Origin of the sequence: Parapedobacter sp. 2B3, assembly GCF_041925275.1 — a bacterium.
GTDB classification, from domain to species: Bacteria; Bacteroidota; Bacteroidia; order Sphingobacteriales; family Sphingobacteriaceae; genus Parapedobacter; species Parapedobacter pyrenivorans_A.
Genome location: NZ_JBHEUZ010000008.1, coordinates 86,989 through 111,480, shown reverse-complemented (window position 1 = coordinate 111,480; position 24,492 = coordinate 86,989). Strand labels below are relative to the sequence as shown.

The 24,492-nt window shown below is 52.3% G+C and carries 18 protein-coding genes; 14 read left to right on the top strand and 4 right to left on the bottom strand.

What is annotated here, in order from left to right; all coding sequences use genetic code 11:
* Window positions 1-55 precede the first annotated feature (55 nt).
* Genes ACEVG1_RS10820 through ACEVG1_RS10810 form a run of 3 tightly spaced genes read left to right on the top strand, consistent with a single transcriptional unit; the run spans window position 56 to window position 7,283 of the window.
* On the top strand, window positions 56-3,400 hold the full coding sequence (locus ACEVG1_RS10820; RefSeq protein WP_374743682.1) for a TonB-dependent receptor: 3,345 nt from the start codon (window positions 56-58) through the stop codon (window positions 3,398-3,400).
* A 27-nt stretch (window positions 3,401-3,427) separates the two neighbouring features.
* A complete protein-coding gene (locus tag ACEVG1_RS10815; RefSeq protein ID WP_374743681.1) occupies window positions 3,428-4,870 on the top strand; it encodes a RagB/SusD family nutrient uptake outer membrane protein in 1,443 nt (480 codons plus the stop codon).
* Window positions 4,871-4,880: 10 nt separating this feature from the next.
* A complete protein-coding gene (locus tag ACEVG1_RS10810; RefSeq protein WP_374743680.1) occupies window positions 4,881-7,283 on the top strand; it encodes a PDZ domain-containing protein in 2,403 nt (800 codons plus the stop codon).
* A gap of 2 nt (window positions 7,284-7,285) precedes the next feature.
* Here the strand turns inward: ACEVG1_RS10810 and ACEVG1_RS10805 are convergent, their stop codons facing one another.
* Window positions 7,286-7,777 carry a YdeI/OmpD-associated family protein gene (locus ACEVG1_RS10805; protein WP_374743679.1) on the bottom strand — a complete coding sequence of 164 codons (492 nt, stop codon included), beginning with the start codon at window positions 7,775-7,777 and terminating at the stop codon, window positions 7,286-7,288.
* A gap of 184 nt (window positions 7,778-7,961) precedes the next feature.
* Between ACEVG1_RS10805 and ACEVG1_RS10800 the strand changes: the two genes are divergently transcribed.
* Entirely contained in the window at window positions 7,962-11,852 is a 3,891-nt protein-coding gene (locus tag ACEVG1_RS10800) for a PVC-type heme-binding CxxCH protein (RefSeq protein ID WP_374743678.1), read from the top strand.
* Here the strand turns inward: ACEVG1_RS10800 and ACEVG1_RS10795 are convergent.
* Window positions 11,815-12,615 (bottom strand): carboxypeptidase-like regulatory domain-containing protein, encoded by an 801-nt coding sequence (locus ACEVG1_RS10795; RefSeq protein ID WP_374743677.1) that lies wholly within the window; start codon window positions 12,613-12,615, stop codon window positions 11,815-11,817. The two genes, ACEVG1_RS10800 and ACEVG1_RS10795, sit on opposite strands and share 38 nt — an antisense overlap.
* A gap of 185 nt (window positions 12,616-12,800) precedes the next feature.
* Here ACEVG1_RS10795 and fbaA point away from each other — a divergent pair, with 185 nt between their 5' ends.
* The 8 genes from fbaA to coaD all read left to right on the top strand — a co-directional run bounded on the left by fbaA (window position 12,801) and on the right by coaD (window position 21,894).
* The gene (fbaA, locus tag ACEVG1_RS10790) at window positions 12,801-13,880 is read left to right on the top strand and encodes a class II fructose-bisphosphate aldolase (RefSeq protein WP_374743676.1); all 1,080 of its coding nucleotides are present in this window, start codon (window positions 12,801-12,803) and stop codon (window positions 13,878-13,880) included.
* A 192-nt stretch (window positions 13,881-14,072) separates the two neighbouring features.
* Window positions 14,073-14,762, top strand: coding sequence for a hypothetical protein (locus tag ACEVG1_RS10785; protein ID WP_374743675.1), 690 nt, complete (start codon window positions 14,073-14,075; stop codon window positions 14,760-14,762).
* A 35-nt stretch (window positions 14,763-14,797) separates the two neighbouring features.
* Complete coding sequence (locus ACEVG1_RS10780; protein WP_374743674.1) at window positions 14,798-15,589, top strand: hypothetical protein; 792 nt, start codon at window positions 14,798-14,800, stop codon at window positions 15,587-15,589.
* 201 nt (window positions 15,590-15,790) lie between these two features.
* Window positions 15,791-17,227, top strand: a complete 1,437-nt coding sequence (locus ACEVG1_RS10775) for an alanine/glycine:cation symporter family protein (RefSeq protein ID WP_374743673.1) — start codon at window positions 15,791-15,793, stop codon at window positions 17,225-17,227.
* A gap of 30 nt (window positions 17,228-17,257) precedes the next feature.
* The gene (guaA, locus tag ACEVG1_RS10770; protein ID WP_374743672.1) at window positions 17,258-18,808 is read left to right on the top strand and encodes a glutamine-hydrolyzing GMP synthase; all 1,551 of its coding nucleotides are present in this window, start codon (window positions 17,258-17,260) and stop codon (window positions 18,806-18,808) included.
* Window positions 18,765-20,027, top strand: coding sequence for an ABC transporter substrate-binding protein (locus tag ACEVG1_RS10765; RefSeq protein WP_374743671.1), 1,263 nt, complete (start codon window positions 18,765-18,767; stop codon window positions 20,025-20,027). The genes guaA and ACEVG1_RS10765 overlap by 44 nt, the downstream gene beginning before the upstream one ends.
* Window positions 20,028-20,038: 11 nt before the next feature.
* Window positions 20,039-21,214, top strand: coding sequence for an RsmB/NOP family class I SAM-dependent RNA methyltransferase (locus tag ACEVG1_RS10760; RefSeq protein ID WP_374743670.1), 1,176 nt, complete (start codon window positions 20,039-20,041; stop codon window positions 21,212-21,214).
* Window positions 21,215-21,414: 200 nt separating this feature from the next.
* Entirely contained in the window at window positions 21,415-21,894 is a 480-nt protein-coding gene (gene coaD, locus ACEVG1_RS10755; protein ID WP_374743669.1) for a pantetheine-phosphate adenylyltransferase, read from the top strand.
* A 13-nt stretch (window positions 21,895-21,907) separates the two neighbouring features.
* Here the strand turns inward: coaD and ACEVG1_RS10750 are convergent, their stop codons facing one another.
* Window positions 21,908-22,546 carry an NUDIX hydrolase gene (locus ACEVG1_RS10750; protein ID WP_374743668.1) on the bottom strand — a complete coding sequence of 213 codons (639 nt, stop codon included), beginning with the start codon at window positions 22,544-22,546 and terminating at the stop codon, window positions 21,908-21,910.
* Window positions 22,547-22,568: 22 nt separating this feature from the next.
* On the opposite strand from ACEVG1_RS10750, the gene pyrE reads away from it, so the two are divergent.
* Together pyrE and ACEVG1_RS10740 are read left to right on the top strand one after the other, a co-directional pair.
* Entirely contained in the window at window positions 22,569-23,219 is a 651-nt protein-coding gene (gene pyrE / locus ACEVG1_RS10745) for an orotate phosphoribosyltransferase (RefSeq protein WP_374743667.1), read from the top strand.
* 19 nt (window positions 23,220-23,238) lie between these two features.
* Window positions 23,239-23,640: an SRPBCC family protein gene (locus tag ACEVG1_RS10740; protein ID WP_374743666.1), complete on the top strand. Its 402-nt coding sequence runs from the start codon at window positions 23,239-23,241 to the stop codon at window positions 23,638-23,640.
* Window positions 23,641-23,712: 72 nt separating this feature from the next.
* On the opposite strand, the gene ACEVG1_RS10735 is transcribed toward ACEVG1_RS10740, so the two are convergent.
* Window positions 23,713-24,471, bottom strand: coding sequence for a superoxide dismutase (locus ACEVG1_RS10735; protein WP_374743665.1), 759 nt, complete (start codon window positions 24,469-24,471; stop codon window positions 23,713-23,715).
* Window positions 24,472-24,492: the final 21 nt, after the last annotated feature.

The following is a 24,492-nucleotide window of genomic DNA, read 5'->3' as shown; positions in this document are numbered from 1 at the left end:
GTATTGCTTGGTGTGCTATTCGAAACCAATGGAATAACCCTATCATTTCAAATTTATGAATAATTTATTTATCACCATTATTACCATGAAATTGGTGTTGTTTTTTACGGTATTTTTCTCGCTGGGCCTACGGGCCGAGACATCCGCGCAGACGGTAACGTTGCACGTAGAGAGCCGCACCATTAAGGCGGTGTTGGATGACCTTACGAAGCAAACGAAATACCGTTTTATCTACGAACACGGGCTGCTTGAGGACGCTTGGCGGGTTACCGTCAACGCCAACGATGCATCACTCGATGAAGTCATGCAACAAATCATCGCCGGGCTACCCCTGGCGTACAGTATGCATGATGGCGTAGTACTTATAAAAAAGGCGGCAGCGCGGAAAGGGGTGATGCCTATTGCCCCGGTCATCATCGCGCAACAATATGCGGAGGGCCGGGTTGTGGACGAACGGGGCAACCCGTTGGCAGGCGTATCCATCAAGGTGGAGGGCACGGCGCGGGAAGCGGCTACCGATGACGACGGCGCATTCCGCATACAGGCGGAGATGGGCAACCAGCTTACCTTCTCTTACCTGGGGTACGAAACCGTGCAACGGGCGGCGACCAGCGGCCAAATGCGTATCGTGATGGAACCCGCGGCAGGCGAAGACCTCGACGAGGTGGTGGTGGTGGGCTATGGCGCGGTAAAACGGGCCGATGTGACCGGTTCCATCGCCTCGGTTTCTGCAGAGAAGCTCACGCAGGTCAACGCGGTATCCACCATAGCCCAGGGGCTGCAGGGCCACGCTGCGGGCGTACAGGTTACCCAAGCATCGGGGCAACCCGGTGAGTTCATGCGCATCAAAATCAGGGGTACAAACTCATTGGGGGCGAGCAATGAGCCCTTATATGTCGTAGACGGCATGCCGCTGGATGCGCTGACCTCGCAGCTTAACCCGAACGACGTGGCGAGCGTCAGTGTCCTCAAAGACGCCTCCTCAACAGCCATTTATGGCTCGCGCGGTGCGAATGGCGTCATCATGATAACGACCAAGAAAGGGAGAACAGGCGAGCCGACCGTTAGCTACAGCGGGTATGCTGGCGCACAGCATCTTCGCAAAAAACTCGACTTGATCAATGCTTCGGAGTTTGCGCAACTGCAGAATGAAGTGGCCGCTAACGACGATGAACCGCTGCCCTGGACTCCGCAGGAGGTCGATGCTTTTGGCAAAGGTACCGATTGGCAGGACCTCGTTTACCGTACAGCCATGGTACAGAGCCACGACTTATCGCTGTCTGGCGGTAGCGAAAAAACAAAATATTATAGTTCCTTCGGTTACTTCAACCAGGACGGGATTATCCGCAACTCAGGATTCGACCGCTACTCTTTCCGGATTAACCTGGATCAGAAAATCAGTGAGCGTTTGGACTTCAATACCAGTTTTTCGGTACAACACTCCAACTACGAACGAGCCCAATACCAAAGTGCCGATGGCAGTGGTGGGATTCCGTTTACCACGATGGTGATGCAGCCGACAGAAGGGGTATATAACGACGACGGAACATATACGCGATTCACCGGCGTTCCGTGGGGAGAAACGAATCCTGTTGGTTTATCTAAAAACTGGCATAACCCATCGCGTAACCTTCGGTTACTGGGCAATGTATTGCTTTCATACCGAATCGCAACGGGATTAAAATTAAACATAAGCGCCGGACTCGACCAATCAAACAATAAGTCGGATACCTACTACCCCGGAAACATAACCCTAGGCCAGGGCACCGATGCCGACGGGCTACCGGTTTTCGGCCGGGCGTCGCGGGCGTATGGAAGTAGTTTTTCATTTTTGAATGAGAATACGCTTGAATATAGCAACCTGTTTGGTGCCCACTCCTTGAATGTGCTGGCCGGAATGACCTATCAAGACAGTAAGGGAGATGGGTTGAATAGCGGCACTGCGTTAGGGTTTTTGAGCGATATCTATGAAACGTACAATATTCAATCTGCAGCCACGAAGGCGTTGCCGTCGTCGTCTTTCGGCGACAGCAAGCTGATTTCGTATCTGGGGCGGGCCAACTATCACTACGCTAATAAATATTACGTTACCCTAACGGCAAGATATGACGGCTCCTCGCGGTTCGGTATCAATAATAAATTTGCTTTTTTCCCTTCAGGTGCATTGGCGTGGGCGGTTTCCGAGGAAGACTTCCTGAAGGATAACCCAACGGTATCCAATTTGAAATTGCGTACGAGTTATGGATTCTCGGGAAATCAAGCGATAGCAAACTATCAAACCCTGGCTAACTTATCAAGCGTAGATGTCGCGTTCAATAACAGCCAGCATACGGGATTTACGCTTTCGGCACTCGAAAATCGGAATCTGAAATGGGAAACCACGCAGCAATTTGACGTGGGAGTGGATCTCGGCTTATTTGATGGCAAGTTGAATATCACGGCAGATTGGTATGACAAAAAAACAAGAGATCTGTTATTAGGTGTCAACTTACCAGGGTCAAGCGGGTTCAGCAGGGTATTGCAAAATGTAGGTGCTGTGCGTAACCGTGGGGTAGAGTTTCAAGCGTCTTTGTTCCACCGCATCGGGAATGTAATGTGGAACCCGATATTGACGGTATCGCACAATCGGACGAAGGTGCTTGATTTGGGTAATGATGCACACGGCAATCCGGTTACGTTCATGGAGATTGGCACGGGAGGCAATTGGTTTCCCACCATCGTAGGGCAGTCCATGATGCAGCTTTATGGATATACCGTGGAAGGCATTTACCAAACGGATGCCGAGGCTGTCGAAAATGGCGAACCTACCAAAAAGGCTGGTGACTACCGGTTTAAGAACTGGGATGGCCAAGGGGTAGTCAACGATCAGGATGATCGCACGGTGTTATCGAATTTCGAGCCGAAATTTGTTTTCGGTTTCAATAACAGTTTCCAGTATAAACAATTCGACTTATCGTTCATGATTGTAGGAAGCTACGGTAATGATATCGCGAATGAGTTCCGGAAATATAATATAACGATGAATGGAAGCTGGACGCCTACGCGTGAAGCGTTCGAACAACGGTGGACCGGGGCTGGGACAGGTAATTCGGTGGATAAGCCCTCGGCCAGTAGTGGTAGTTCGATCAGAGACTATGCCAACAGCTTGTGGTTGGAAGATGCTTCTTACCTGCGTCTGCGCGACGTTACGATAGGGTATTCGTTTTCACCGACGCTGTTTAAGTCTGGAAAAGCCTCGTCTATCCGGGCGTATGTAAGTTTGCAGAATTACCTAACCTTCTCCAAGTATTCTGGTTACGACCCCGAAGTATCTTGGGCCTCGGCCAGTATTGCAGGGTGGGATCGGGGAAATTACCCTTCCACAAAATCCATCACTGCGGGCGTTAATATCACTTTTTGACAGGAACATTCATAAGCGAATATCAAGATGAAGAAATTATCTAAAAATATAGCGACAATCATACTGGCGGCTGTCATCGGCTTGCATGCCGGCTGTGAAAAAATGCTGGAAGAAGAGCCGAAGACGGTACTTAGCCCCGGCGGTGTGCTGGCAAACCCTGATGGTTATGAAGCGGTAGCAAAGGGGATGTATGCTTCTTTTCCGATGTATGTGACGTTTACCCACGAACTGATTATTGATATCTATCGTGCACCCGATGCCGGTGTAGAGCAAGCACTACCCATCTATAACAACAATCCGACACCGTCGTACTACAATGCCCGGAACGCCTGGAATGGCCCCTACGGGGTTATTAAAAACGCGAATTTCCTGCTTGAATACTTGCCTAGTGCACCCTTGGATGAAACCAAGAGAAATCAGCTAACGGCGGAAGCGCGCATGCTGCGGGCATATGCATTTTTCGATTTGGTGCAGCTCTTTGGTGATGTTCCCATGCCGATCCAAGTGGCACCCAATTACAGCGACCTTCAGCTTCCGAGGACGCCGCAAAAGGAGGTGTATGATTTTATCGTGCAAGACCTGTTGTTTGCGGAAACCCATCTGCCGGAAATAGCTCCGCAGCAGGGGCGTGTGTATCAACGTGTAGCTACAGCATTGCTGGCGCGGGTTTACCTGACCATGGCAGGGAACCCACTGAACCTGACGGAGTACTACGTGCAAGCACGTGATAAGGCGTTGGCGGTGATCGGTGACGGTCGGTTTTCGTTACGAGCTGATTATGCGGATGTGTTTCACCATGAGGCATATACCAGCGAATCGATTTGGGAGCGCCAATATATTCCGGGCAGGGGCGGAAATGGGCTGCATGGTATCATGTGTACAGCTGAGGGGTACCGGCCTGAATTGATGCCCACGAATGCGTTTATCAATAGCTTCCCGACAGGGGACAGGCGGAAAGAATGGGGGATAAAGCAAAACTATCCTGCACCGGGTGGTAACCTATCGTTGCCTTTTTTTCATAAATTTGTCGATACCGATTTGATTGATAGGGGAGTGGGCCCTTCGCAAGCGATGGTATCTTGGTCTCGGCCAATCATCCGCTTGGCCGAGATGTATTTGATCGCAGCGGAAGCCGAAAACGAAATCAATGGCCCGGCAGATGCTTATCCGTACATCAATGCAATCAGAGAAAGGGCACGTGTGAACAAAAATGACGCCACGCATGTGCCTGATTTGGCCGGATTGACGCAAGGCGAATTCCGTGAGGCCGTATGGGACGAGCGGAACTGGGAGCTGCATGCCGAAGGGTTGGGTTGGCAGACCATGAAGCGTACCAATACGTTCCACAAAATACAAGCTATTAGGGGTAGTTCGTTAAATGTGCCCATTGGTGTGTATAATCAAACATGGCTTATTCCCATTGAGGAGATTACGACGAATAACATTCCGCAGAACCCGCTGTATCAATAGCCGTTTCGACATGAAGAACAACAAACGGATAATAACCACCATACGTCTTGCGATTTTGCTATTTGTGGGCATAAGCTCTGTTTTGGGTTCGTGCAGTACAGCGGTGACTACGTATTACGTAACGCCGAAAGACGGTGATGAGGGCGACGGCACGAAAGACCGGCCGTTTACCTCATTGACCGCAGCCAAGCGTGCGGTAGCGGATATTAAAGAACAAGGGAATGACGGTGGGTTCGAAATTGTGCTGTTGGAAGGCACCCATTACCTGTCGGAACCGCTCGTTTTCGAGGCAGTAGAGTCTGGAACCGTTGCAGCACCTTACATCATCCGTTCGGATGATGGTGCCGACGTGGTATTGAGCGGAGGGAAGCTGCTCGAATTGGATTGGCAACAGCATGACGGAACCATTTGGAAGAGCTCTATAGCCGACGTGGACAGCATAGCGGGGCTGTTCGCTGACGGAAAGACGTTGACGCGGGCGAGGTACCCCAATTATGAAGAGGGGAAATTCCCATTCGGTGGGTTTGCTGTCGACGCGATCGGACCCGAGCGGGTAGCCGGTTGGGAAAACCCGGCAGGGGGGTATATCCATGCGATGCACAGCGGCAGGTGGGGTGGCATGCATTACCGGATTACAGGCAAGGATGGGGCGGGCAAGCTGGTTTACGAGGGCGGATGGCAGAACAATCGGCCGAGCCCGATGCACGAGACCCAACGCTATGTGGAAAACATTTTCGAGGAACTGGACGCACCGGGCGAATGGTATTTTTCGGAAGCCGAGCGGATGCTGTATTATATTCCCGAGGAAGGGCAGCAAATCGATCGCTTGGAGTTTGTAGCCGCTCAACTCGAAAGCATTATCCAACTGAAAGGCAGTGAGCAGCACCCGGTGACCGATATCTATGTGGAGGGCATTACCTTCCAACATACCGTTCCCACATTCATGAAGACCGAGGAGCAGCTGATGCGGAGTGATTGGGCGATTTACCGCAACGGAGCCGTTTTGTTTGACGGAACGGAGCGATGCGGTGTGCGCGGCAGCACGTTCAGCCTGTTGGGGGGGAATGCCGTGTTCGTAAGTAATTACAACCGGGAGGCTGAAATTTCCGGGAACCTGATTGAACACATCGGCGGAAGCGCGGTCTGCTTTGTAGGTAGTGCCGATGCCGTCCGATCCCCGTCGTTTCGGTATGAGGAATTTGTACCTGCCAGCGAGATGGATACCATCCCGGGCCCGAAAAGCAACGCTTTCCCAGCGGATTGTACGGTGGAGGATAACCTGATCCGGCACATCGGTACCATCGAAAAACAGGTGGCCGGTGTGCAGATCCAACTGGCCGCGCGGATCGATGTGCGCCATAATACCATTTACCACGTGCCGCGTGCCGGCATTAATATCGGAGACGGTGCTTGGGGCGGACACATCATCGAACACAACGACGTGTTTGAAACGGTGCTGGAAACAGGCGACCATGGGGCGTTCAATTCATGGGGCAGAGACCGCTTCTGGCACCCGGACCGGCACGTGATGGATAGTTTGGCTGAGGTACATCCCGACTGGATTTTGCTGGATGCGGTGGAGACGACGGTGATACGGAACAACCGCTTCCGGTGCGACCACGGGTGGGATATCGATCTGGATGATGGTTCGAGCAACTATGAAATCTATAACAACCTATGCTTAGCCGGAGGGCTAAAGCTTAGGGAAGGGTTTTACCGAAGGGTGTATAACAATATTTTGGTGAACAACGGATTCCACCCGCATGTATGGTTTGAGAACAGCCACGATGTCTTTACCGGAAATATCGTCATGACCGCCCATCAGGAGATACGCGTAAACGATTGGGGAGATACGGTGGACGGCAACTTTTTCTTGGACAGTGCCGACCTGGAAACGACGCGTAAACACGGTATTGAGCAGCATGGCAAGGTGAGCGCTCCGCACTTTGTGGATGCATTGGCAGGAGATTTTACGTTGGCCGAGGAATCTGAATTGCTGGAGCAGGGGTTTGAAAATTTCGCGATGGATGATTTCGGCGTATTTTCCCCTCATTTGAAGGCACAGGCCGATCGCCCGGTGATATCGCCGGTAGCGGCCGCAGGAACCTTTGCTCCGGGCGAGGTAGTGGAGTGGCAGGGTGGCACTGTGAAGCCCGTGGAGAACCTCGGAGAACAATCCGCCGCAGGTTTGGACCGGATAAGGGGGGTGCTATTGGTGGGCGTTTCGGAAGGCTCGTGGGCAGCGAAAGCAGGGCTGCAGGCCGGCGACGTCATTTTGGCTTGCGACGGTACCGCGACAAACAACGTGGTCGATTTGCTGAAAGCGGAGGCTTCCAACAAATGGAAAGGCCGCTTACAGCTGACTGTTTGGCGGAACCAACGGGAAAATAGTTTCAATTTGGTGCTGGAATAGCTTTACTCAAGCATTTTCCGCCCGATAAACGGGCCGTTGCCCAACAAAAAATCGATGGCTTTGGCCACGTTCCGCTCGATGCTGGCTTCGGTTTTGAGGAATGAGATGTAGCGGACGATTTCTTTTTGCAAGTAGGGCGGGAGCGCATCAAACCGCTCCTTAGCCTGCTTGTTCTGCGCCAACGCCTCTACCAACCGGGGGTGGGGATGGATGGCTCGGTCGGCCGGGTCATAGGCAATATCCAGTTCTACCGTCTCACCGATGCGTTTCGGTGAGTTTTCAAGCATTTCGGTATTGACATACAGCCGCCAGGCGCCGCGGTATTTGACCAAGGTCTGCCGGAACGCCCGCCCGTTTAGGGTACCTTTAATCGGTATCGGGCTTTTGTTCTTGCCGGCTTGGGCCTGTATGGCGGCCAATACGTTTTCGGGTACGGCGACATACGGATTGATGCCGATGATTTCCAACGGGGCGGTGAATGTAAACGAAACCATGAGATTTGTTGGGTGCGGTGGTCGCATATGGATCATTGATAAGCAAAGGTACGATTCAGCATTGACAACTTTATGGTAGGGCGGTTTTTATTACTCCGGATTCAAAGACATGCTGGTGGAAGACGCACCGTTGGTATTCTTCAATTTTATCCTTAGTTTTGGCATTAACTAATCCGTTGTGGCCTTGAAAATAAAAGTAGAAAAGCACTATGCGATGTACCAACAGCGTATCCAGGTGCAATCACGGGCAATCTTTTACGCCCTATCAATCATTGCTTGCTGCTTTCTCCTCAGCTGTGGTCCGCGTGTGGCGACGGATGGAAATGAAGGGCAGGAGGCTATATCCGTACGGTTGAAAATCGTGAAAGGGGGTAATGATGAAACCATTTCCGTTTTTAGGGTTGATGGTGACACACCGATTTTGGTGCAACATGCTGAAACGGATTTCCGGCCATACCTCCATCCCATCGTAGCGCCCGATGGTAACGGGGTGCTTACCGAATATAGCCCGGGTCACCATAAACACCAGACCGGATTGTATTGGGGGTTCACCCGCGTGAACGGCCGCGACTATTTCCACAACCCGCAGGGCGACCATTGGAAAAAAGTAGCCTCCACGATCCTGGATGGGGAAGGGGACGTGGTCAGCTGGCAGACCATCTACCGGTTGATAGACGAGCGGGGTGTACCGGTGATGGAAGAAACGCAAGACTGGTCGATGCAACTGGTCGATGGACAGTACCTGCTTGACTTGGCGTGGAAGGGCGAAGCGTTATCGGAGCTGGTAATCGGAAAGTACGACTACGGCGGCCTGTTTTTGAGGATGCCCTGGAAACCCGGTGTCGGCGGGGAAATTGTAAATGCCGCCCGGAGCAAAGACGGGCGTGCCGAAGGACAGGCGGCGATGTGGGCAGCGGTAGGGATGGAAATAGCCGGCCGTGACGATTGGGCATATGTGACCATTTTCGATCATCCGGAAAACCATGGTTTTCCCAACAAATGGCGTGTAGACCCCCAGTTGGGCCTAGGGCCCGCCTACACGCGCGATACAGACTGGCAGTGGGAGGTGGGCCACACCGAAACCATCAAGCACAGGCTGGTGGTGCACACGGGTGAATGGAGTGAGACCGAGATGAACGCAGCTTGGAGCAAGTTCGCAGGTAGAGATGGGGTATATAGTATGACGGAGCTGTGGTCGTTGGCCCAGGCGGAGGGGAGGAATGCCAAATTTTTAACACCGCAGGAAGCGGTGGATACCATGACCGTGAAAGTGGGGTACCAGGTAAATGTCTGGGCGGCTGAGCCGATGATGTCACAGCCGATGGCGTTTTGCTGGGACGACAGGGGACGCCTGTGGGTTGCGGAAAACAAGGACTACGAATCGCGTGGGCACGGTTTCTCGAATGCAGGGACCAGCCGCATCTTGATACTGGAAGATACGGACGGCGACGGGGCTGCGGACAGCCAGCAGGTGTTTATGGAAGGGTTGGCTTTTCCCGCTGCCATTGCTGTAGGCTTCGACGGCCTTTTCGTGGGCGCACCTCCCAACCTGCTGTTTGTGCCCGACAGGGATGGCAACGATCAGGCAGATATGGAAGATGTCGAAATTTTGCTTACCGGTTGGGGCATCCGCGATCGGCACGAAACATTGAACAGCCTCCAATGGGGGCCTGATGGATGGCTATACGGATTGCAGGGATTTGCCACGCCTTCAAAAATCAGGAAACCCAACGGGGATGCAAAGCTCTATTATCACAACGATGCGTTCCCCGAAGACCTGCTCGAAGCGGATGGTGTGGATATCAATGGGGGGGTCTGGCGTTACCATCCGGTTAAGCACCGCTTTGAAGTGGTTGCCCATGGATTCAGCAATCCGTGGGGCATTGACTACGATGCGAAAGGCCAACTGTTTATGACCGCCTGTGTTATCCCCCATCTATGGCATGTGGTGCCCGGCGGTATTTACCACCGGCAGGGCGGGCAGCATTTCAATCCCTATGTCTACGAGGATATCACGACGATTGCCGACCACGGCCACAGTTCGGCCCACGGTGGGGCCCGGATTTACCAATCGGACGCCTTTCCACGGGAGGAGCACGGCCGGATTTTCATGGCCAATATCCACGAGCATGCCGTATTGTCGGATATCTTGGCGCCCGAGGGATCCGGCTACGTGGGCATACACGGGGATGATTTCCTGATGGCCAACAACGCGCAATGGGTAGGCTTCAGCATGGAAATCGGACCCGAGGGTGGACTGTATGTGCTCGATTGGCACGATGCCGATATCTGTGGGCAGGAGGTGCTTAATGCGGAGACCGGCCGGATTTTCCGTATCATGCCTTCCGAATCGCTGGCGAAAGATTTCCCCGGGAGATACGACGACCTCAATGCGTTGTCGGATAAACAACTTGTGGAATTGCAGGCCAGCCCCAGCGATTGGCATGCACGGCGGGCGAGGGGCATCCTGCATAAACGCGCGGCCACCGGGAAGCTCCAAACGGGTACGCACGCGCAACTGAAAACAATGTTCGATAAAAACGGCAGCACCGACCTGCGATTGCGCGCGATGTGGGCGCTGCACGTCAGTGGTGGGCTGACCCCGGAGGTGTTGGTGGAATCCCTTGACGACAAGGATGCCTACATCCGGGCCTGGGCCATCCAGCTGCTTTGTGAAGACCGAGCGCCTTCCGTACCGGCACTGGCCAAATTCCGGTCGATGGCCCAGCACGACCGCTCCCCGGTGGTCCGCCTATACCTGGCGGCGGCACTGCAACGTATCGATACCGCAGATAAATGGGGCATTGCCATCGGGCTCATCAAGCATAGCGAGGACGAAAACGACCATAACATACCCAAGATGGTTTGGTACGGCATAGAGCCGTTGGTGGTGGAAAACCCCAGCAAGTTCCTGGCGCTTGCTGCGATTTCCCGCATACCCACGGTTACGCAATACATCGCCAGAAGGGCCGTGGATGAAGATGAATTGCACCGCCTTGTGGCATTGATCGGGATGCAGGAAAAAAATACGGAAGATCTGCTGACCGGTATGCTTAGTGGCATGGAAGGACGGACAGACCTCAGCATGCCTCCTAACTGGAAATCGGTAGCTGAAAAATTACAGCACAACGAGGGGCATGTAGCTGCACTTGCCATGAACGTTTCGGGATTGTTTGGTGATCAGGAGGCTACCCAATTGGCATTTATGACGCTCAAAGACAAGAAAATGCCGACAGACCAGCGGAAAAATGCCCTCCGGACGTTAGCTTCGCAGCAACAGCAACAGTTGGTTGCCGAGCTGCCCGGGCTCGTGCACGACCCGGCAATGAGAAAGGATGCCATCCGCGCCATCGCCGCTTTCGACAGGGAATCGTTGGGCAGACTGCTGGTAGACGGCTACCGAGGTTTTTCACCCGAGGAGAAAGCCGAAGCGGTGCAGACGCTCGCATCCCGTGCAAGCTATGGAAACCTATTGATGGGCGAAATCAAAGAAAACCGGATTCCCAAGAAAGATGTACCACCCAATGTTGCCAGGCAGTTGCTCCGCGTGGTGGGGAGTGGGTTTATCGAGGTATGGGGACCGATAGAACAGGTAGCCAGCGATAAGGCTGCGTATGAAAAATACCGGGAAATGCTTACCCCCGGTGCACTTGCGGCGGCCGATGTGAAACGTGGGAAAGCACTGTTCCAACAAACCTGCGGAAGCTGCCACAAGATGTACGGTGAGGGCGGCGTGATGGGGCCAGACCTGACGGGCTCCAACAGGAGAGATGTGGACTACATCCTGTTGAATGTGCTCGAACCGAGTGCTGAAATCCAGGACGATTATAAGCTCGTGGTAATCAACACCCGCGATGGCCGTACCTATTCGGGCAATGTAACAGGCGAAGACCAACGGCAACTGTCGCTCCGGATCGTTGGGCAGGATGAACCGGTATTGATCAACAAATCGGCTATCCAGTCCAAAGAGGTGGCGGCGGTGTCTATGATGCCCCCCGGTCTTTTTGAACACTTGGAAGCGCAGGAAGTTATTGACATCATGGCGTACCTGAGAACGGAGAGGCAAGTGGAATAGTAGCATGAAGTCGCGGCACATTTTTCGGATAGGCTTCCCTACGCGTGCTGAAATCGTTGTACTTATCACGGATATATAGCAGCAGGTCATAGTCGGAAAACCTGAGCAACTGTTCGTAAGTAGGTCTGAAGAACCAGTGGAAGACATCCAGTTCTGCCTCCGGGATGCCCGTTTGCGCTTGGATGAGCGCCTTGGTATACCGGCGGTCTACGTAATCTTCGCGCTCATCGCGGATGAGTGCGGCCTTTAGTATCTTGGCCTGTTTCTGCTCGCGCGAGAAGGAGGCGAAGAGCACGTTGAGGTTAATGCCAATGCCCATGGGCGCGAGGGTGAGCGACTGCCACGGCTTTACGGGATTGAAGTTGAACTGGTCGGCATATTCCTTGCGCATCCACAGCGAGTCTTTTACAGAATTGCGCCTACCCAGCACACGCACCTCATCGATACCGATAGTCTTGCTAACCAAGGATATATACAATAACGTGTCGGGAGCGGTGTACAGCGTCAGCGATACCGGTTCGTAGCCGATGTGCGAAATGGAAATGGTTGCCGGAAAGCCGGTGAAGCCGACCATGCCGAAATGCCCGCCTGCATCGGTGGCTGTGCGTAGGTTGCCTATCGTAACGCTTGCCGCCCGGATCGGCTGCCCCGTTTCCCGATCGTGCACCAAACCTCCCAAATGCTGAGCCCTCGCCGTCAGCGTTGACAGGGAACCGTAAAGTGCCAACAAATAAAACAGTATGAAACGATAGCTACTACGCATTGCGCGGTAAAGGTAATGGCAGGGTTGCTTATATGCCGTACTTTTAACATTTGTTAACCAAACAGCGCGTGTGCGGCAGGGAAATGCGCATACGTTTACATTAAAGCCGACCACATACAGATTACCGATTTCCAAAAATTATACCTACTTTCGGGGCCTAAACAAACGATAATAAAGAGAATACCATGAGTTTGAAAGATTTTAAAGGAGTTGTCACAGGCGATGCCGTACAGGAATTATTTGAGATCGCCAAGACACATAAATTTGCTTTGCCTGCCGTGAATATCATCGGTACGGATTCGATAAATGCGGTGATGGAAACAGCAAAAGCGGTTAATTCGCCGGTGATTATCCAACTGTCTAACGGCGGTGCGCAGTTCTACGCCGGCAAATCAATGAACAACGACGGGTTGAAAGCGTGTATCCTCGGAGCTGTTTCTGCGGCCCACCACGTGCATTTATTGGCCGAGCATTACGGCGTGGCGGTGATCCTCCACACCGACCATGCGGCCAAAAAGCTGCTGCCGTGGATTGACGGCATGCTCGATCACGGTGAGCAATTCTTTAAACAGCATGGCAAGCCGTTGTTTTCGTCCCACATGCTCGATTTGTCCGAGGAGCCCATCGAAGAGAATATCGAGGTATCCAAGAAATACCTCCAACGGATGAAACCGCTCGGCATGACCGTAGAGATTGAGCTTGGCGTAACCGGTGGGGAAGAGGATGGCGTGGATAATTCGGACGTGGACAGCTCCAAATTGTACACCCAGCCCGAAGAGGTGGCCTATGCGTATGAAGAACTCAACAAGGTGAGCGACAGATTCACCGTTGCGGCGGCCTTCGGAAACGTGCACGGCGTGTATAAGCCGGGCAATGTGAAACTGCAACCCATTATCCTCCGCAATTCGCAGGAGTACATCCGCGAGAAGTTTGGTCTGTCGGCCGAAAAGCCGGTTAATTTCGTCTTCCACGGGGGGTCGGGGTCGGCCCCGGAAGAGATTGCCGAAGCGATTTCATACGGTGCAATCAAAATGAACATCGACACCGATATGCAATGGGCATTTTGGGACGGTATACGTGGATACTATCAAACGAACGAGGGTTATCTGCAAAGCCAGATCGGCAATCCGGAAGGACCGGATTCGCCCAACAAAAAATACTACGATCCGCGCGTGTGGTTGCGCAAGGGCGAAGAGACCTTCGTGAAGCGGCTTACCCAAGCGTTTGAGGAACTGAATGCGGTGGACGTAAACAGCAAGCTATAAGTAAATGCATGAAAATACCCAGTACTGGGTATTTTTTTTGCTTTTTACAGCCTATATTTTTGTCCGGACAGAAAAAAAATACCTAGCAGTGGGTATTGTACCTGGCGCATCGTTATTTTAGGTTTGCCATATCATATTAATTCATCTTAATCAACAGATTGTAATTCATCTTAATCACCCAATCACCCAATTATGGAAACACGTAAACTTCTATCTGTTCTTACATTAGCGATTTTCAGCTTGTCGTTCTTCGCTATCGCGACACCTGCTTTTGCCCAGAAGGCAAAAAAACGTACCGTTACGATCAGTACCGAAAGCGGGGCCAACCTTTTCGTAGACGGCAAGCAAGTGACGGCGCCTGCGAAAATCAAAATCGACAAGTATGCAACCGTCAACATCCGGGTTGAAAAAGTAGGGTTTGTTACCGAAATACGCAACTACGAAAACAACGGGGTCAATGTGATTCCGAAAACGGACTACATCCAACTGGTGAAAGACGAGGCTTACGAAAACTCGTTCGTTACCAACTTGGCCAACCAGGACATCGATATCCGGCCCTCCCGCGGCGCGGATGAATCGTGGGTGCTACTCAACCGCATCGTGACGGGAACTTTCGATGTCGTTGCCATCATGGACAAAACAACGGGATATATGGCGACGGCCTGGTCGGCCAAATCGTTCAACTCGGCCGTGGTACGTACGCGGTTGATTATCAGGACCAGCAATACCAACCCGCTGGAATACAAAGCGAAACTGGTGTCGGAAATTGCTCCTCCGGGTACCAGCGTGATCGCAGATGAGTCATTCCGTAAGTGGGACCGGGTATTGCGGACTTATGAAAACGTAATACCGGATCTGCAAAGCCGCTTGTCGGTCAATTGATGTTAACACGAATCTCTTTCTAAATCTAAGGACTTATGAAGACAATGAATGCTTCTTTGAAAAAGGCCGTGGTGTGTGCTTTCGCGATGTGTTTTGTTGGCGGTGTGGTTGCACAACAGGTAACCGCGGTAAACCAAGCCTATCACAATGAATCCGATTATGGGAAATTCTATGTGCGTTTGGGTGTCAACATCCCGCAGGGGGCGTTTGGCAAGGCACTCGATACCAGCGTGCCGTTGTATGAAAATATCGCTAAGGACGGTGCCGTAGGGGCCGACCTCGGTGCTACCATGGAACTGGGTAAGTATTTCTTTTTCCACGAAGATCCCATCAATGATTTGTTTAAAGTAGGCCTAGACGCCACCTTCTTTTCGTTCGGCTACAACATGGGGAAGTCGTTGCCCCATCCCGATGAGGGGAGTGACCCCTTCGACTTTGTTACGGCTAGCGTAAAGCTGGGGCCGGTGGTTTCGTTCAACCCAGTGGAAGATTTCTATGCAGATATCTTCGTCAAAGCGGCGCCTACGGTATTGCTGTCTTTTGAGCCACCTTACCATTTCAAAGGGGATATATATGACCCGGATTCGGAAGTGCTCTATTTCAATACCGACGAAAATGTCAATTTCGGCCTAAAGACCGATGTCGGGGTCACCCTACGTTATCGGAAGGTGACGCTCACAGCAAGCTACGAGAGCGGTACGTTCAATGTACCGGTAACCTATTACCAGAATAATGGCGGCGAGTCGGTTTATGATGAGGCGCAGGAGATGGATAGGAAGATGCCCACGGGCGTGCTGCAGCTGAAACTGGGGCTGCAACTATTTTAACAACTGTATTTTTAACCTTAACGGGTGCTGCTTATCAGGGTAGCACCCTTTCCGGCGGCACCAACCCTCATTTCCATCCTTGACAGGTTTTGGTGAAAAAAAAACACTGGAATGCCGCAAAATTCCCCTATTTTGCGACCCTTGAATGATTCACTAACCGCTGAAACAGTTAAAAAACAGCCATTTCGGCTGTAAGATATTATGGAACAGTTTATTAAAGCCGTAAACGACGTTGTGTGGAGCAATGCATTGGTTGTATTATGCATCGGAGTAGGTGTGTATTTTTCGTTTGCAACGGGATTTTTGCAGGTCAGGTACCTGAAAGACATGGTGAAGCTGCTGTTTGGCGGTGGCTCGTCGACCAAAGGTGTTTCTTCCTTCCAGGCTTTTGCCATGGCGCTCTCCGGACGGATCGGCACAGGCAACATCGCCGGGGTGGCCACAGCCATCGCCATGGGTGGGCCGGGGGCCGTGTTTTGGATGTGGCTCATCGCCTTTCTTGGGTCTGCATCGGCCTACGTGGAAGCCACGCTCGGGCAGATCTACAAAGAAGTGAAAGATGGCCAGTACCGGGGCGGTCCGGCCTTCTATATCGAAAAAGGGTTGGGCATAAAGTGGTACGCCGTGGTTTTTGCCATAGCTACGATACTGAGTACGGCGCTTTTCCTGCCCGGTGTGCAAAGCAACAGCATCGCCTTGAGCGTGCAGAACGCATTCAATGTACCTGTTGAGTATACGGGTATCGCACTGGTTATTTTGCTCGGCCTCATCATCATCGGCGGGGTGAAACGCATCGCGAAGGTAGCCGAAGTGGTGGTACCCTTCATGGCAGGCGCGTACATTTTAATGGCACTGATCGTCATCGCGCTGAATTACAGGGATATCCCTGCCGTATTCGGGCTTATTTTCCGCGCGGCTTTTGATTTTGAACCCGCATTTGGCGGAATGCTCGGCATGGCGATATCGTGGGGGGTGAAGCGGGGCATCTATTCAAACGAGGCCGGGCAAGGTACCGCACCCCATGCCGCCGCAGCGGCAGAAGTGAGCCACCCTGCCAAGCAGGGGTTGGTGCAGGCGTTTTCGGTGTATGTGGATACGCTGTTTGTATGTACGGCAACCGCACTGATGATCCTGTTTACCGGTAAATACAACGTGCAGAACCCGGAAGGGGGGTATGCCGTCGAAAACATTCCTGGTGCTCAAATCGGATCGGAATATACCCAACATGCGGTGGCGTACCACTTTCCAAGCATTGGCGCTGGCTTTGTGGCGCTTGCGCTGTTCTTTTTTGTGTTTACAACCATCATGGCGTATTACTACATGGCCGAGACCAACCTTAGCTACCTCGATAAACGGGGTAAGCAGCGATGGGCCGTGTGGTTGCTTCGTGCACTGATTCTGTTTGCCACCTATTACGGCACGGTGAAGACGGCCGAATTGGCGTGGACCATGGGCGATATTGGGGTCGGGCTCATGGCTTGGCTAAACTTGATAGCGATCATACTGCTACGGAAACCGGCATTGAAGGCACTTAAAGATTACCGTCAACAACGGGCGGAAGGCAAAGACCCGGTATTCCATGCAGACGAGTGGGATATCGAACATGCGGAGGAGTGGTCGAAACGAAAAGATGGGTGAGATTTCGTATCTTATACGTACCTTTGGCCCATGCCAGAAAAAATCATTATCCTTGATTTCGGCTCTCAATATACCCAGTTAATTGCTCGGCGGGTGAGGGAGTTGAATGTATATTGTGAAATCTATCCCTATACCCATATACCCGAGTTTGATGCCTCGGTAAAGGGCGTCATCTTTTCGGGGAGCCCTTACTCTGTGCGGCAGGATGATGCGCCACAGGTGGATTTTCAATCGATACAAAATCGGTTTCCGTTATTGGGTGTATGTTACGGTGCGCAATACATCGCACAGCATTCGGGCGGAGCGGTGGTGGCCTCTACCATCCGCGAATATGGTCGAGCCAACCTCCATTTTGTCGATCAGAGCAACCCATTGCTGGCCGATATCCCGGTGGACTCCCAAGTGTGGATGTCGCATGGCGATACGATTTCTTCGATCCCCGGGGGTTTTGATATCATTGCCAGCACCGATAAGGTGAATGTAGCGGCCTACCATGTCAAGGGTACGCAAACATACGGCATACAGTTCCACCCGGAAGTAACCCATAGTACCGATGGAACGACGTTGCTCAAAAATTTCGTACTCGATATCTGCGGGTGTACGCCCTCGTGGACGGCCGATGCGTTTGCGGAAACGACAGTGGCGGCACTGAAAGAAAAGCTGGGCAACGACCATGTGATCATGGCGCTATCCGGTGGTGTCGACTCCACCGTGGCTGCGGTATTGTTGCACCAGGCCATCGGCAAGAATCTGCATTGTATCTTTGTAGACCATGGCCTATTGCGGAAAAATGAGTTTGAACAGGTGTTGGAATCCTATAAACACATCGGGCTTAACATCAAGGGGGTGAACGCCAAGGAGCGCTTTTACAGCAAGCTGGCGGGTGTGAGCGAGCCCGAACAAAAGCGCAAAATCATCGGTGCCGCATTCATCGATGAATTTGACGATGCAGCACATGCCGTACAGGCAGCATTGCCCGCCGGGGTGGAAGTGAAGTGGCTGGGACAGGGTACCATTTACCCTGACGTGATCGAGTCGATTTCGGTGAACGGCCCCTCGGCTACCATCAAGTCGCACCACAACGTGGGGGGGCTGCCCGATTTCATGAAACTGAAAGTGGTGGAGCCACTCAACACCCTTTTCAAGGATGAAGTGCGCCGGGTGGGCAAAGCGTTGGGCGTGGCACCGAGCATCCTCGGCAGGCATCCGTTCCCAGGCCCCGGCCTCGCGATCCGCATACTGGGCGAAATCACGGCCGAAAAGGTACGGATTTTGCAAGAAGCTGATGATATCTACATCCGGAACCTGCGCGAATCGGGCTGGTATGACCAGGTGTGGCAGGCGGGAACGATTTTCCTGCCGGTGCAATCGGTAGGGGTGATGGGCGACGAGCGTACCTATGAACATGTCGTCGCGCTGCGTGCCGTCGGTTCGCTCGATGGGATGACAGCAGATTGGGTGCACCTGCCTTATGAGCTGTTGGCGAAGATATCAAACGAAATAATCAATCATGTAAAGGGGATAAATAGGGTTGTATATGATATTAGTTCGAAACCTCCTGCTACCATTGAATGGGAGTAAATGCGTATGGGTCTTATCGGCATTCCTACTGCTAACGGCGTGTACGCCGAAAGTACGGGTGTTGCGGGCACCGGGAAGCAAGGCTCCCTCCGAAACGGAAACACCCACGAAGAAAGAAGATACCGTGGAGAAGCCGGACGAAGAGGAAGCGGTGGACGTCAATCAGATTGCGCTGCTGCTGCCATTTGAGCTCGACAAGGCCAATCCGCATGCGCCGAGTGCGGCGGATATCAAACGGTCGGCCCTGGCACTGGATTTCTACCAAGGTTTTAAGCTGGGGCTGGATGCACTCTCCGCGCAGGGGGCAAATTTCAAGGTGAATGTATTGGATACCCGCGACGATGTGGGAGAGAATACGCGGATTGCCAAACTGGCCGAAGTGCAGGATGCTGCTTTGGTGGTAGGCCCCGTTTACCCCAAAGAGATTCAGGTGTTCGGCTTCAACGCCCAACTTGACCAAGCCTTGCAGATATCACCGTTGGCGGCGACGATGCCGTCGGAGTTCAACCTGTCTAATTTAGTGACCCTAACGGCGCCTCTTCCGGTGCACGTCCGTGCATTGGCAGCCCATATAGCCGACCAATACCGGCAGGGCGATGCGGTGATCCTCTACCGGACACCCGACGAGGCGAGCAGGCAACTGCTGGCACCTCTCAAAAGGGAAATCGGCCGACTGAAAAACGGCAGCATCCAGGTAGTGGAAGTGGAGGACGAAGCAGGGCTAGAAAGTAGGGTACACCTTGCCGGTAAAAACCTGCTTGTATTGGCATCGACCAATAAGTATGAAATATCCCCCATTTTAGAACAGCTACGCCGGTTGCAGGAAGAATTATCGTACGATATCCGTTTGTTTGGCCATCCGAACTGGTCCAAGCTAGCCTTCGATGCCGAAGATGGATTGGCTGCATTCAAGACCCGTATTACCACGTCATATTATATCGACAACGGTGCCTCCGATGTACGCCGGTTCGATCAGCAATATCGGAGTGAGTTTGGCTTGGCGCCTACGGAATTTGCGTACAAAGGTTATGACGCCGCTTATTATTTCGGGAGTTTGCTGGTGAAGTACGGCGCGGATTACCGGTCGCACTTGGAAGAAACCGGCTACGACGGGCTGCATAATGTTTTTAAGTGGGAATATAACCCTGCCTGGGGATACGTGAACAATGCCATCTCCATTTTGCAATATAGCGGCGGCGGTTTCCGGCCGGTAAATTAAACCTCCTTTTTATGGTCTCGGAAAAAAGGGTGAGGCAACAACTCCAGACGGTTGAGCGCCTGCTCCATGAATACGCAGGCGAGCGGGGTGTGCCCCTGGCCCGTTTCCTTACCGGGTTTTACAAGCGTAACCGCCAGATGGGGAGCAAGGACCGCCGCACCGCTTCCCAATGGGTGTACCAGTACTTCCGCATAGGCACTGCTGCCCAACAAGAAGAAACGACTATGCGGATAGCGATGGCGGATTTCCTGTGCAGCGACGATTGTACGGTGGCGTCCGTTATCCTGCCCCACCTTCCCGTAGATAGGTCGGCCGATATTTCGGAAAAAATTGCATTGCTGGAGGCAAATACCACTTTTCGCCTAGATGATGTGTTCCCCTTCGGGCAATACTTGTCTGCCGGTATCGACCGCCGGTCGTTGGTGGAAAGCCTTTTTATACAACCCGACCTGTATATCCGGTTGCGGCCGCGTTATCGCGAGGCTGTGATGGCGGCGCTAGAGGGTGCGCAAATCGACTACCGGCCGGTCGATCGGTATACGGTAGCCTTGCCCAACGGGACGGCCCTGACGGGCATTGCCGGCATTGCCGGCAAATATGAGGTGCAGGATTACTCTTCACAGCAGACCGGTACCTATTTTCAAGCTGCCGACGGCGAGCGCTGGTGGGATGCCTGCGCCGGAGCCGGGGGCAAGTCGCTTTTGCTGTTGGACCAATGGCCGGGGGTAGACCTGCTGGTATCTGATACGCGGCGTAGCATACTACGTAACTTGGATGAGCGTTTTGAGTTGGCGGGCATCAAGGGGTATCGGCAGAAGGTTATCGACCTCACCAACGATCCGGCTGGCGTACTTGGCAATACCCAGTTTGATGGCATCATCCTCGACGCTCCCTGCACGGGTTCGGGCACGTGGGGCCGGACCCCGGAAATGCTCGCGGCATTCGACCGCCAGTCGATCAACCGCTTTGCGGCATTGCAACGACAACTGGCAGCGCAGGTAATAAAGCACCTGAAACCGGGCAAACCGCTCGTTTACATCACCTGCTCGGTATTTGCCGAAGAGAACGAAGGGGTGGTGGCCTACTTACAGGATGCGTTCGGGCTCGACGTGAAACAGTCGACCGTACTGCACGGGTACCGCCACAAGGCCGACAGTATGTTCGTGGCGCGGCTGGTTGCCCGATGATTTGCCATTAAGGTTATAATGTGCTACTTTTCCTCTATAAAAGTAGTCTCTCAGCGGCAGAGGAGAGATCGATAACGGCGTAAGCCCTCATGAGCGCCTGAAAAGCAGATGTCTAGGCGAATAAAGTTGCTTTTTTATTTATCGCAATTATAATTGCTTGTTAAAGCAACTTTATCTAAGTTTGACGAAAAGGATAGCGCATGAAAATAGCTGTATTCCCCGGTTCTTTCGACCCCATTACGAATGCACATGTAGACATCGTGGAGCGTGGCAAGGCACTTTTCGATAAAATCTATGTAGCTATCGGTACCAATACCACCAAGAAGGGTTTTTTTAGCCCTGGGGAGCGATTGGCCATCATACAATCTGTATTTGCCCCCTATCACGGTGCTGTGGAAGCGGTTCAATTTAATGGTTTGACGGTTGACTTCTGCAAAGAAGTCGGTGCGCGATTCATCCTCCGTGGCATGCGCAACGCCGCCGATTTCGAATTTGAAAAAGCCATTGCATTGAATAATGTGGCATTGGCTCCGGAGGTCGAATCCGTTTTTTTGGTCAGCAGTAGTGGATTGTCGCATATTTCTTCCACCATCGTACGTGAAATCATTGTAAACAACGGCAACGTAAGCCAGCTGGTGCCTGAGGCGGTGACGGAAGCGTTAAGTCGTAGGTCTTCTTAAGTCGTAAGTCTTCTTAAGTCGTAAGTTTTTTTAAGTCGGAACGACTTGTGACTACCGACTTATGACTACCGACTACCGTATCCAAAACCGCTTCAACGGAAGGGTAGGTGTTTTTCCGTACCTTATTGAATTTCGCTTTCGATAACCATACAGCTTCCGTGATGTCTTCTTCATGCTGCGGTTTAAGTTTAGGCACTTTATTGACCCCCATCTCATACCAGTTGGTTTTCTTAAGTACCAACTCACCCTTCATCTGATAGGTATGGTATGAAGTTATGATTTTTTGTCCGAGGTAATCGACCTTTACGCCACATTCTTCCTCCACTTCGCGTACCGCTGCCTTTTTCATCGATTCTCCGGCATCCACTTTGCCCTTGGGGAGGTCCCACTTCCCGAGTCGGTAGATGAAGAGGTAGTCGCCAGCCCCGTTTTTCACTAGCCCACCCGCGGCCTTGATGACCTTGGTTTTTCTTTTGATGAGGTCAAAATAGTCGCGCGGATTTTCTAGCTGGACAAAATAGGTGATCGCCGATTTATTTGCTTTGGACTGTTTGAAAAGTTTTTCTATGTCAAGGTGTTGATGGTCAATTGATTGAACATCGGACGGGTTTTCAGGAGAGAAATCTGCCAAAACAAGGGCAGATTGGTTCATATAAATTTTATAGATTTGCGCCATGAATGATATGAATGAGGTTGCAAAAAAAGTTGCCGAATCATTGTTGCAAATTAAAGCAATTAAATTACAACCCAAAAATCCGTTTACATGGGCGTCGGGTTGGAAATCGCCGATTTATTGCGATAACCGTGTAGCTTTATCTCATCCACCCATCCGTACGTACATACGCCAAAAGCTTTCGGAGCTAATCCAGGAGGAGTTTGGTGCCGTCGAGATGATTTCCGGTGTTGCCACGGCTGGCATCCCCCAGGGGGTGTTGGTGGCACAGGACCTTGGTTTGCCGTTTACTTATGTGCGCAGCAGTTCCAAAGACCACGGCCGGCAAAACCAGATCGAAGGGGAGGTGGTGAGCGGCCAGCGTGCTGTGGTTATCGAAGATTTGATTTCTACGGGCAAGAGCAGCCTGAAGGCAGTGAAGGCACTACGCGAAGCCGATTGCAACGTGGTAGGGTTGGTTTCGATATTTACCTACGGCTTTGCCGAGGCGGAGGCGAATTTTGCCGAAGCCAAATGCCGTACCATCAGCCTTTGCGATTACCAAGTGTTGCTTGATGTGGCGGCGAGGCATAACTATATCCTTGGCAGCGACATCGAGTTATTGGAAGCGTGGCGTGTGGACCCAGCGAACTGGTCGCCGAATGGAGAATAAATAACGGCGACACACACCGATGACGGTTATCCAGAATCAAATTTCAATCAATAGGCCCATTGCCGACGTGTACACGTTCCTGGCCGACTGCAATAACCACGAACAGTTGATGCCGGATAGTATCTACAATTGGTCGTCAACGCGCGATGAGGCGCGGTTTACCATCCAGAACATGGCGAAGCTGGCGCTGAAGGTGGAACGCCGCACGGAAAACAGCGAGGTCGTATTCGTGCCCGCAGAAAAGGCACCTTTCGACGTAACCCTCCGATGGAGCGTGATGCCGGCAGGCGACAACACGACCACCGCCCAACTGATCATTGAAGCTGACCTCAATATGATGATGAAGATGCTGGCACAGAAGCCGCTGGAGAAGCTGGTGGGTAGCCAGTTGGAAGCATTGAAGAAAACATTGGAAGCATAGGCTGGAAGAATAAACAAAAGGTCCGATGTGCTTGGGATAGCCATCGGACCTTTTGCTGTTATGGTGAAAACACTAACCGTTCAACTGCTCCGCTACAAAATCCCAGTTGACCACGTTCCACCAATTGCTGATGTAGTCGCCACGCTTGTTTTGGTAATGGAGGTAATACGCATGTTCCCACACGTCGATGCCCAGTAGGGGCGTGCCTTTGAGCTCGGCATCGTCCATCAACGGATTGTCCTGGTTGGGGGTAGAGCCGATTTTCAGTGTGCCATTGTCGCTCACCAGCCACGCCCAGCCCGACCCGAATCGGGTGGCACCTGCCGCCGCAAATTCTTCCTTGAATTTGTCGAACGATCCGAATGCGCCGTTGATGGCTTCAAGCAGTTCGCCTGTTGGCGCATTGTCGTCTACCGGTGCCCGCATGGATTTCCAGAAAAACGTATGGTTCCATGCACCGCCGCCGTTGTTGCGGATACCATCGGAAAGCTTCGAGACGTTGGCGAACAGTTCTTCCGCCGTCGAATAGGCTACCCCATCCGCTTTCAGTGCGTCGTTCACCTTGCTGATGTATCCCGTATGGTGCTTGGTGTAATGGATTTCCATGGTCCGCGCGTCGATGTAGGGTTCCAATGCATTATATTCATACCCCAGCGGATCCTGTGAAAATTCGAGCGCTTCACCCGACCCCGAGGCGTCACCGGATGAATTGGACGATGTGCAACCGACCAATGCGTTCAGCGGATTGACGCCCAGGGCGGTCGTCGCAACTGCGGCTGCCGAAAAACCCACGGTCGTCTTTAAAAATTTCCTTCTGTTGGTACTTGCCATAGTGGATTAAAGATTTTGATT

Coding starts and splice junctions, on each gene's coding strand:
- ACEVG1_RS10820 (WP_374743682.1), top strand. CDS start 56: ATGAATAATTTATTTATCACCATTATTACCATGAAATTGGTGTTGTTT.
- ACEVG1_RS10815 (WP_374743681.1), top strand. CDS start 3,428: ATGAAGAAATTATCTAAAAATATAGCGACAATCATACTGGCGGCTGTC.
- ACEVG1_RS10810 (WP_374743680.1), top strand. CDS start 4,881: ATGAAGAACAACAAACGGATAATAACCACCATACGTCTTGCGATTTTG.
- ACEVG1_RS10805 (WP_374743679.1), bottom strand. CDS start 7,777: ATGGTTTCGTTTACATTCACCGCCCCGTTGGAAATCATCGGCATCAAT.
- ACEVG1_RS10795 (WP_374743677.1), bottom strand. CDS start 12,615: ATGCGTAGTAGCTATCGTTTCATACTGTTTTATTTGTTGGCACTTTAC.
- fbaA (WP_374743676.1), top strand. CDS start 12,801: ATGAGTTTGAAAGATTTTAAAGGAGTTGTCACAGGCGATGCCGTACAG.
- ACEVG1_RS10785 (WP_374743675.1), top strand. CDS start 14,073: ATGGAAACACGTAAACTTCTATCTGTTCTTACATTAGCGATTTTCAGC.
- ACEVG1_RS10780 (WP_374743674.1), top strand. CDS start 14,798: ATGAAGACAATGAATGCTTCTTTGAAAAAGGCCGTGGTGTGTGCTTTC.
- ACEVG1_RS10775 (WP_374743673.1), top strand. CDS start 15,791: ATGGAACAGTTTATTAAAGCCGTAAACGACGTTGTGTGGAGCAATGCA.
- guaA (WP_374743672.1), top strand. CDS start 17,258: ATGCCAGAAAAAATCATTATCCTTGATTTCGGCTCTCAATATACCCAG.
- ACEVG1_RS10765 (WP_374743671.1), top strand. CDS start 18,765: ATGATATTAGTTCGAAACCTCCTGCTACCATTGAATGGGAGTAAATGC.
- ACEVG1_RS10760 (WP_374743670.1), top strand. CDS start 20,039: ATGGTCTCGGAAAAAAGGGTGAGGCAACAACTCCAGACGGTTGAGCGC.
- coaD (WP_374743669.1), top strand. CDS start 21,415: ATGAAAATAGCTGTATTCCCCGGTTCTTTCGACCCCATTACGAATGCA.
- ACEVG1_RS10750 (WP_374743668.1), bottom strand. CDS start 22,546: ATGAACCAATCTGCCCTTGTTTTGGCAGATTTCTCTCCTGAAAACCCG.
- pyrE (WP_374743667.1), top strand. CDS start 22,569: ATGAATGATATGAATGAGGTTGCAAAAAAAGTTGCCGAATCATTGTTG.
- ACEVG1_RS10740 (WP_374743666.1), top strand. CDS start 23,239: ATGACGGTTATCCAGAATCAAATTTCAATCAATAGGCCCATTGCCGAC.
- ACEVG1_RS10735 (WP_374743665.1), bottom strand. CDS start 24,471: ATGGCAAGTACCAACAGAAGGAAATTTTTAAAGACGACCGTGGGTTTT.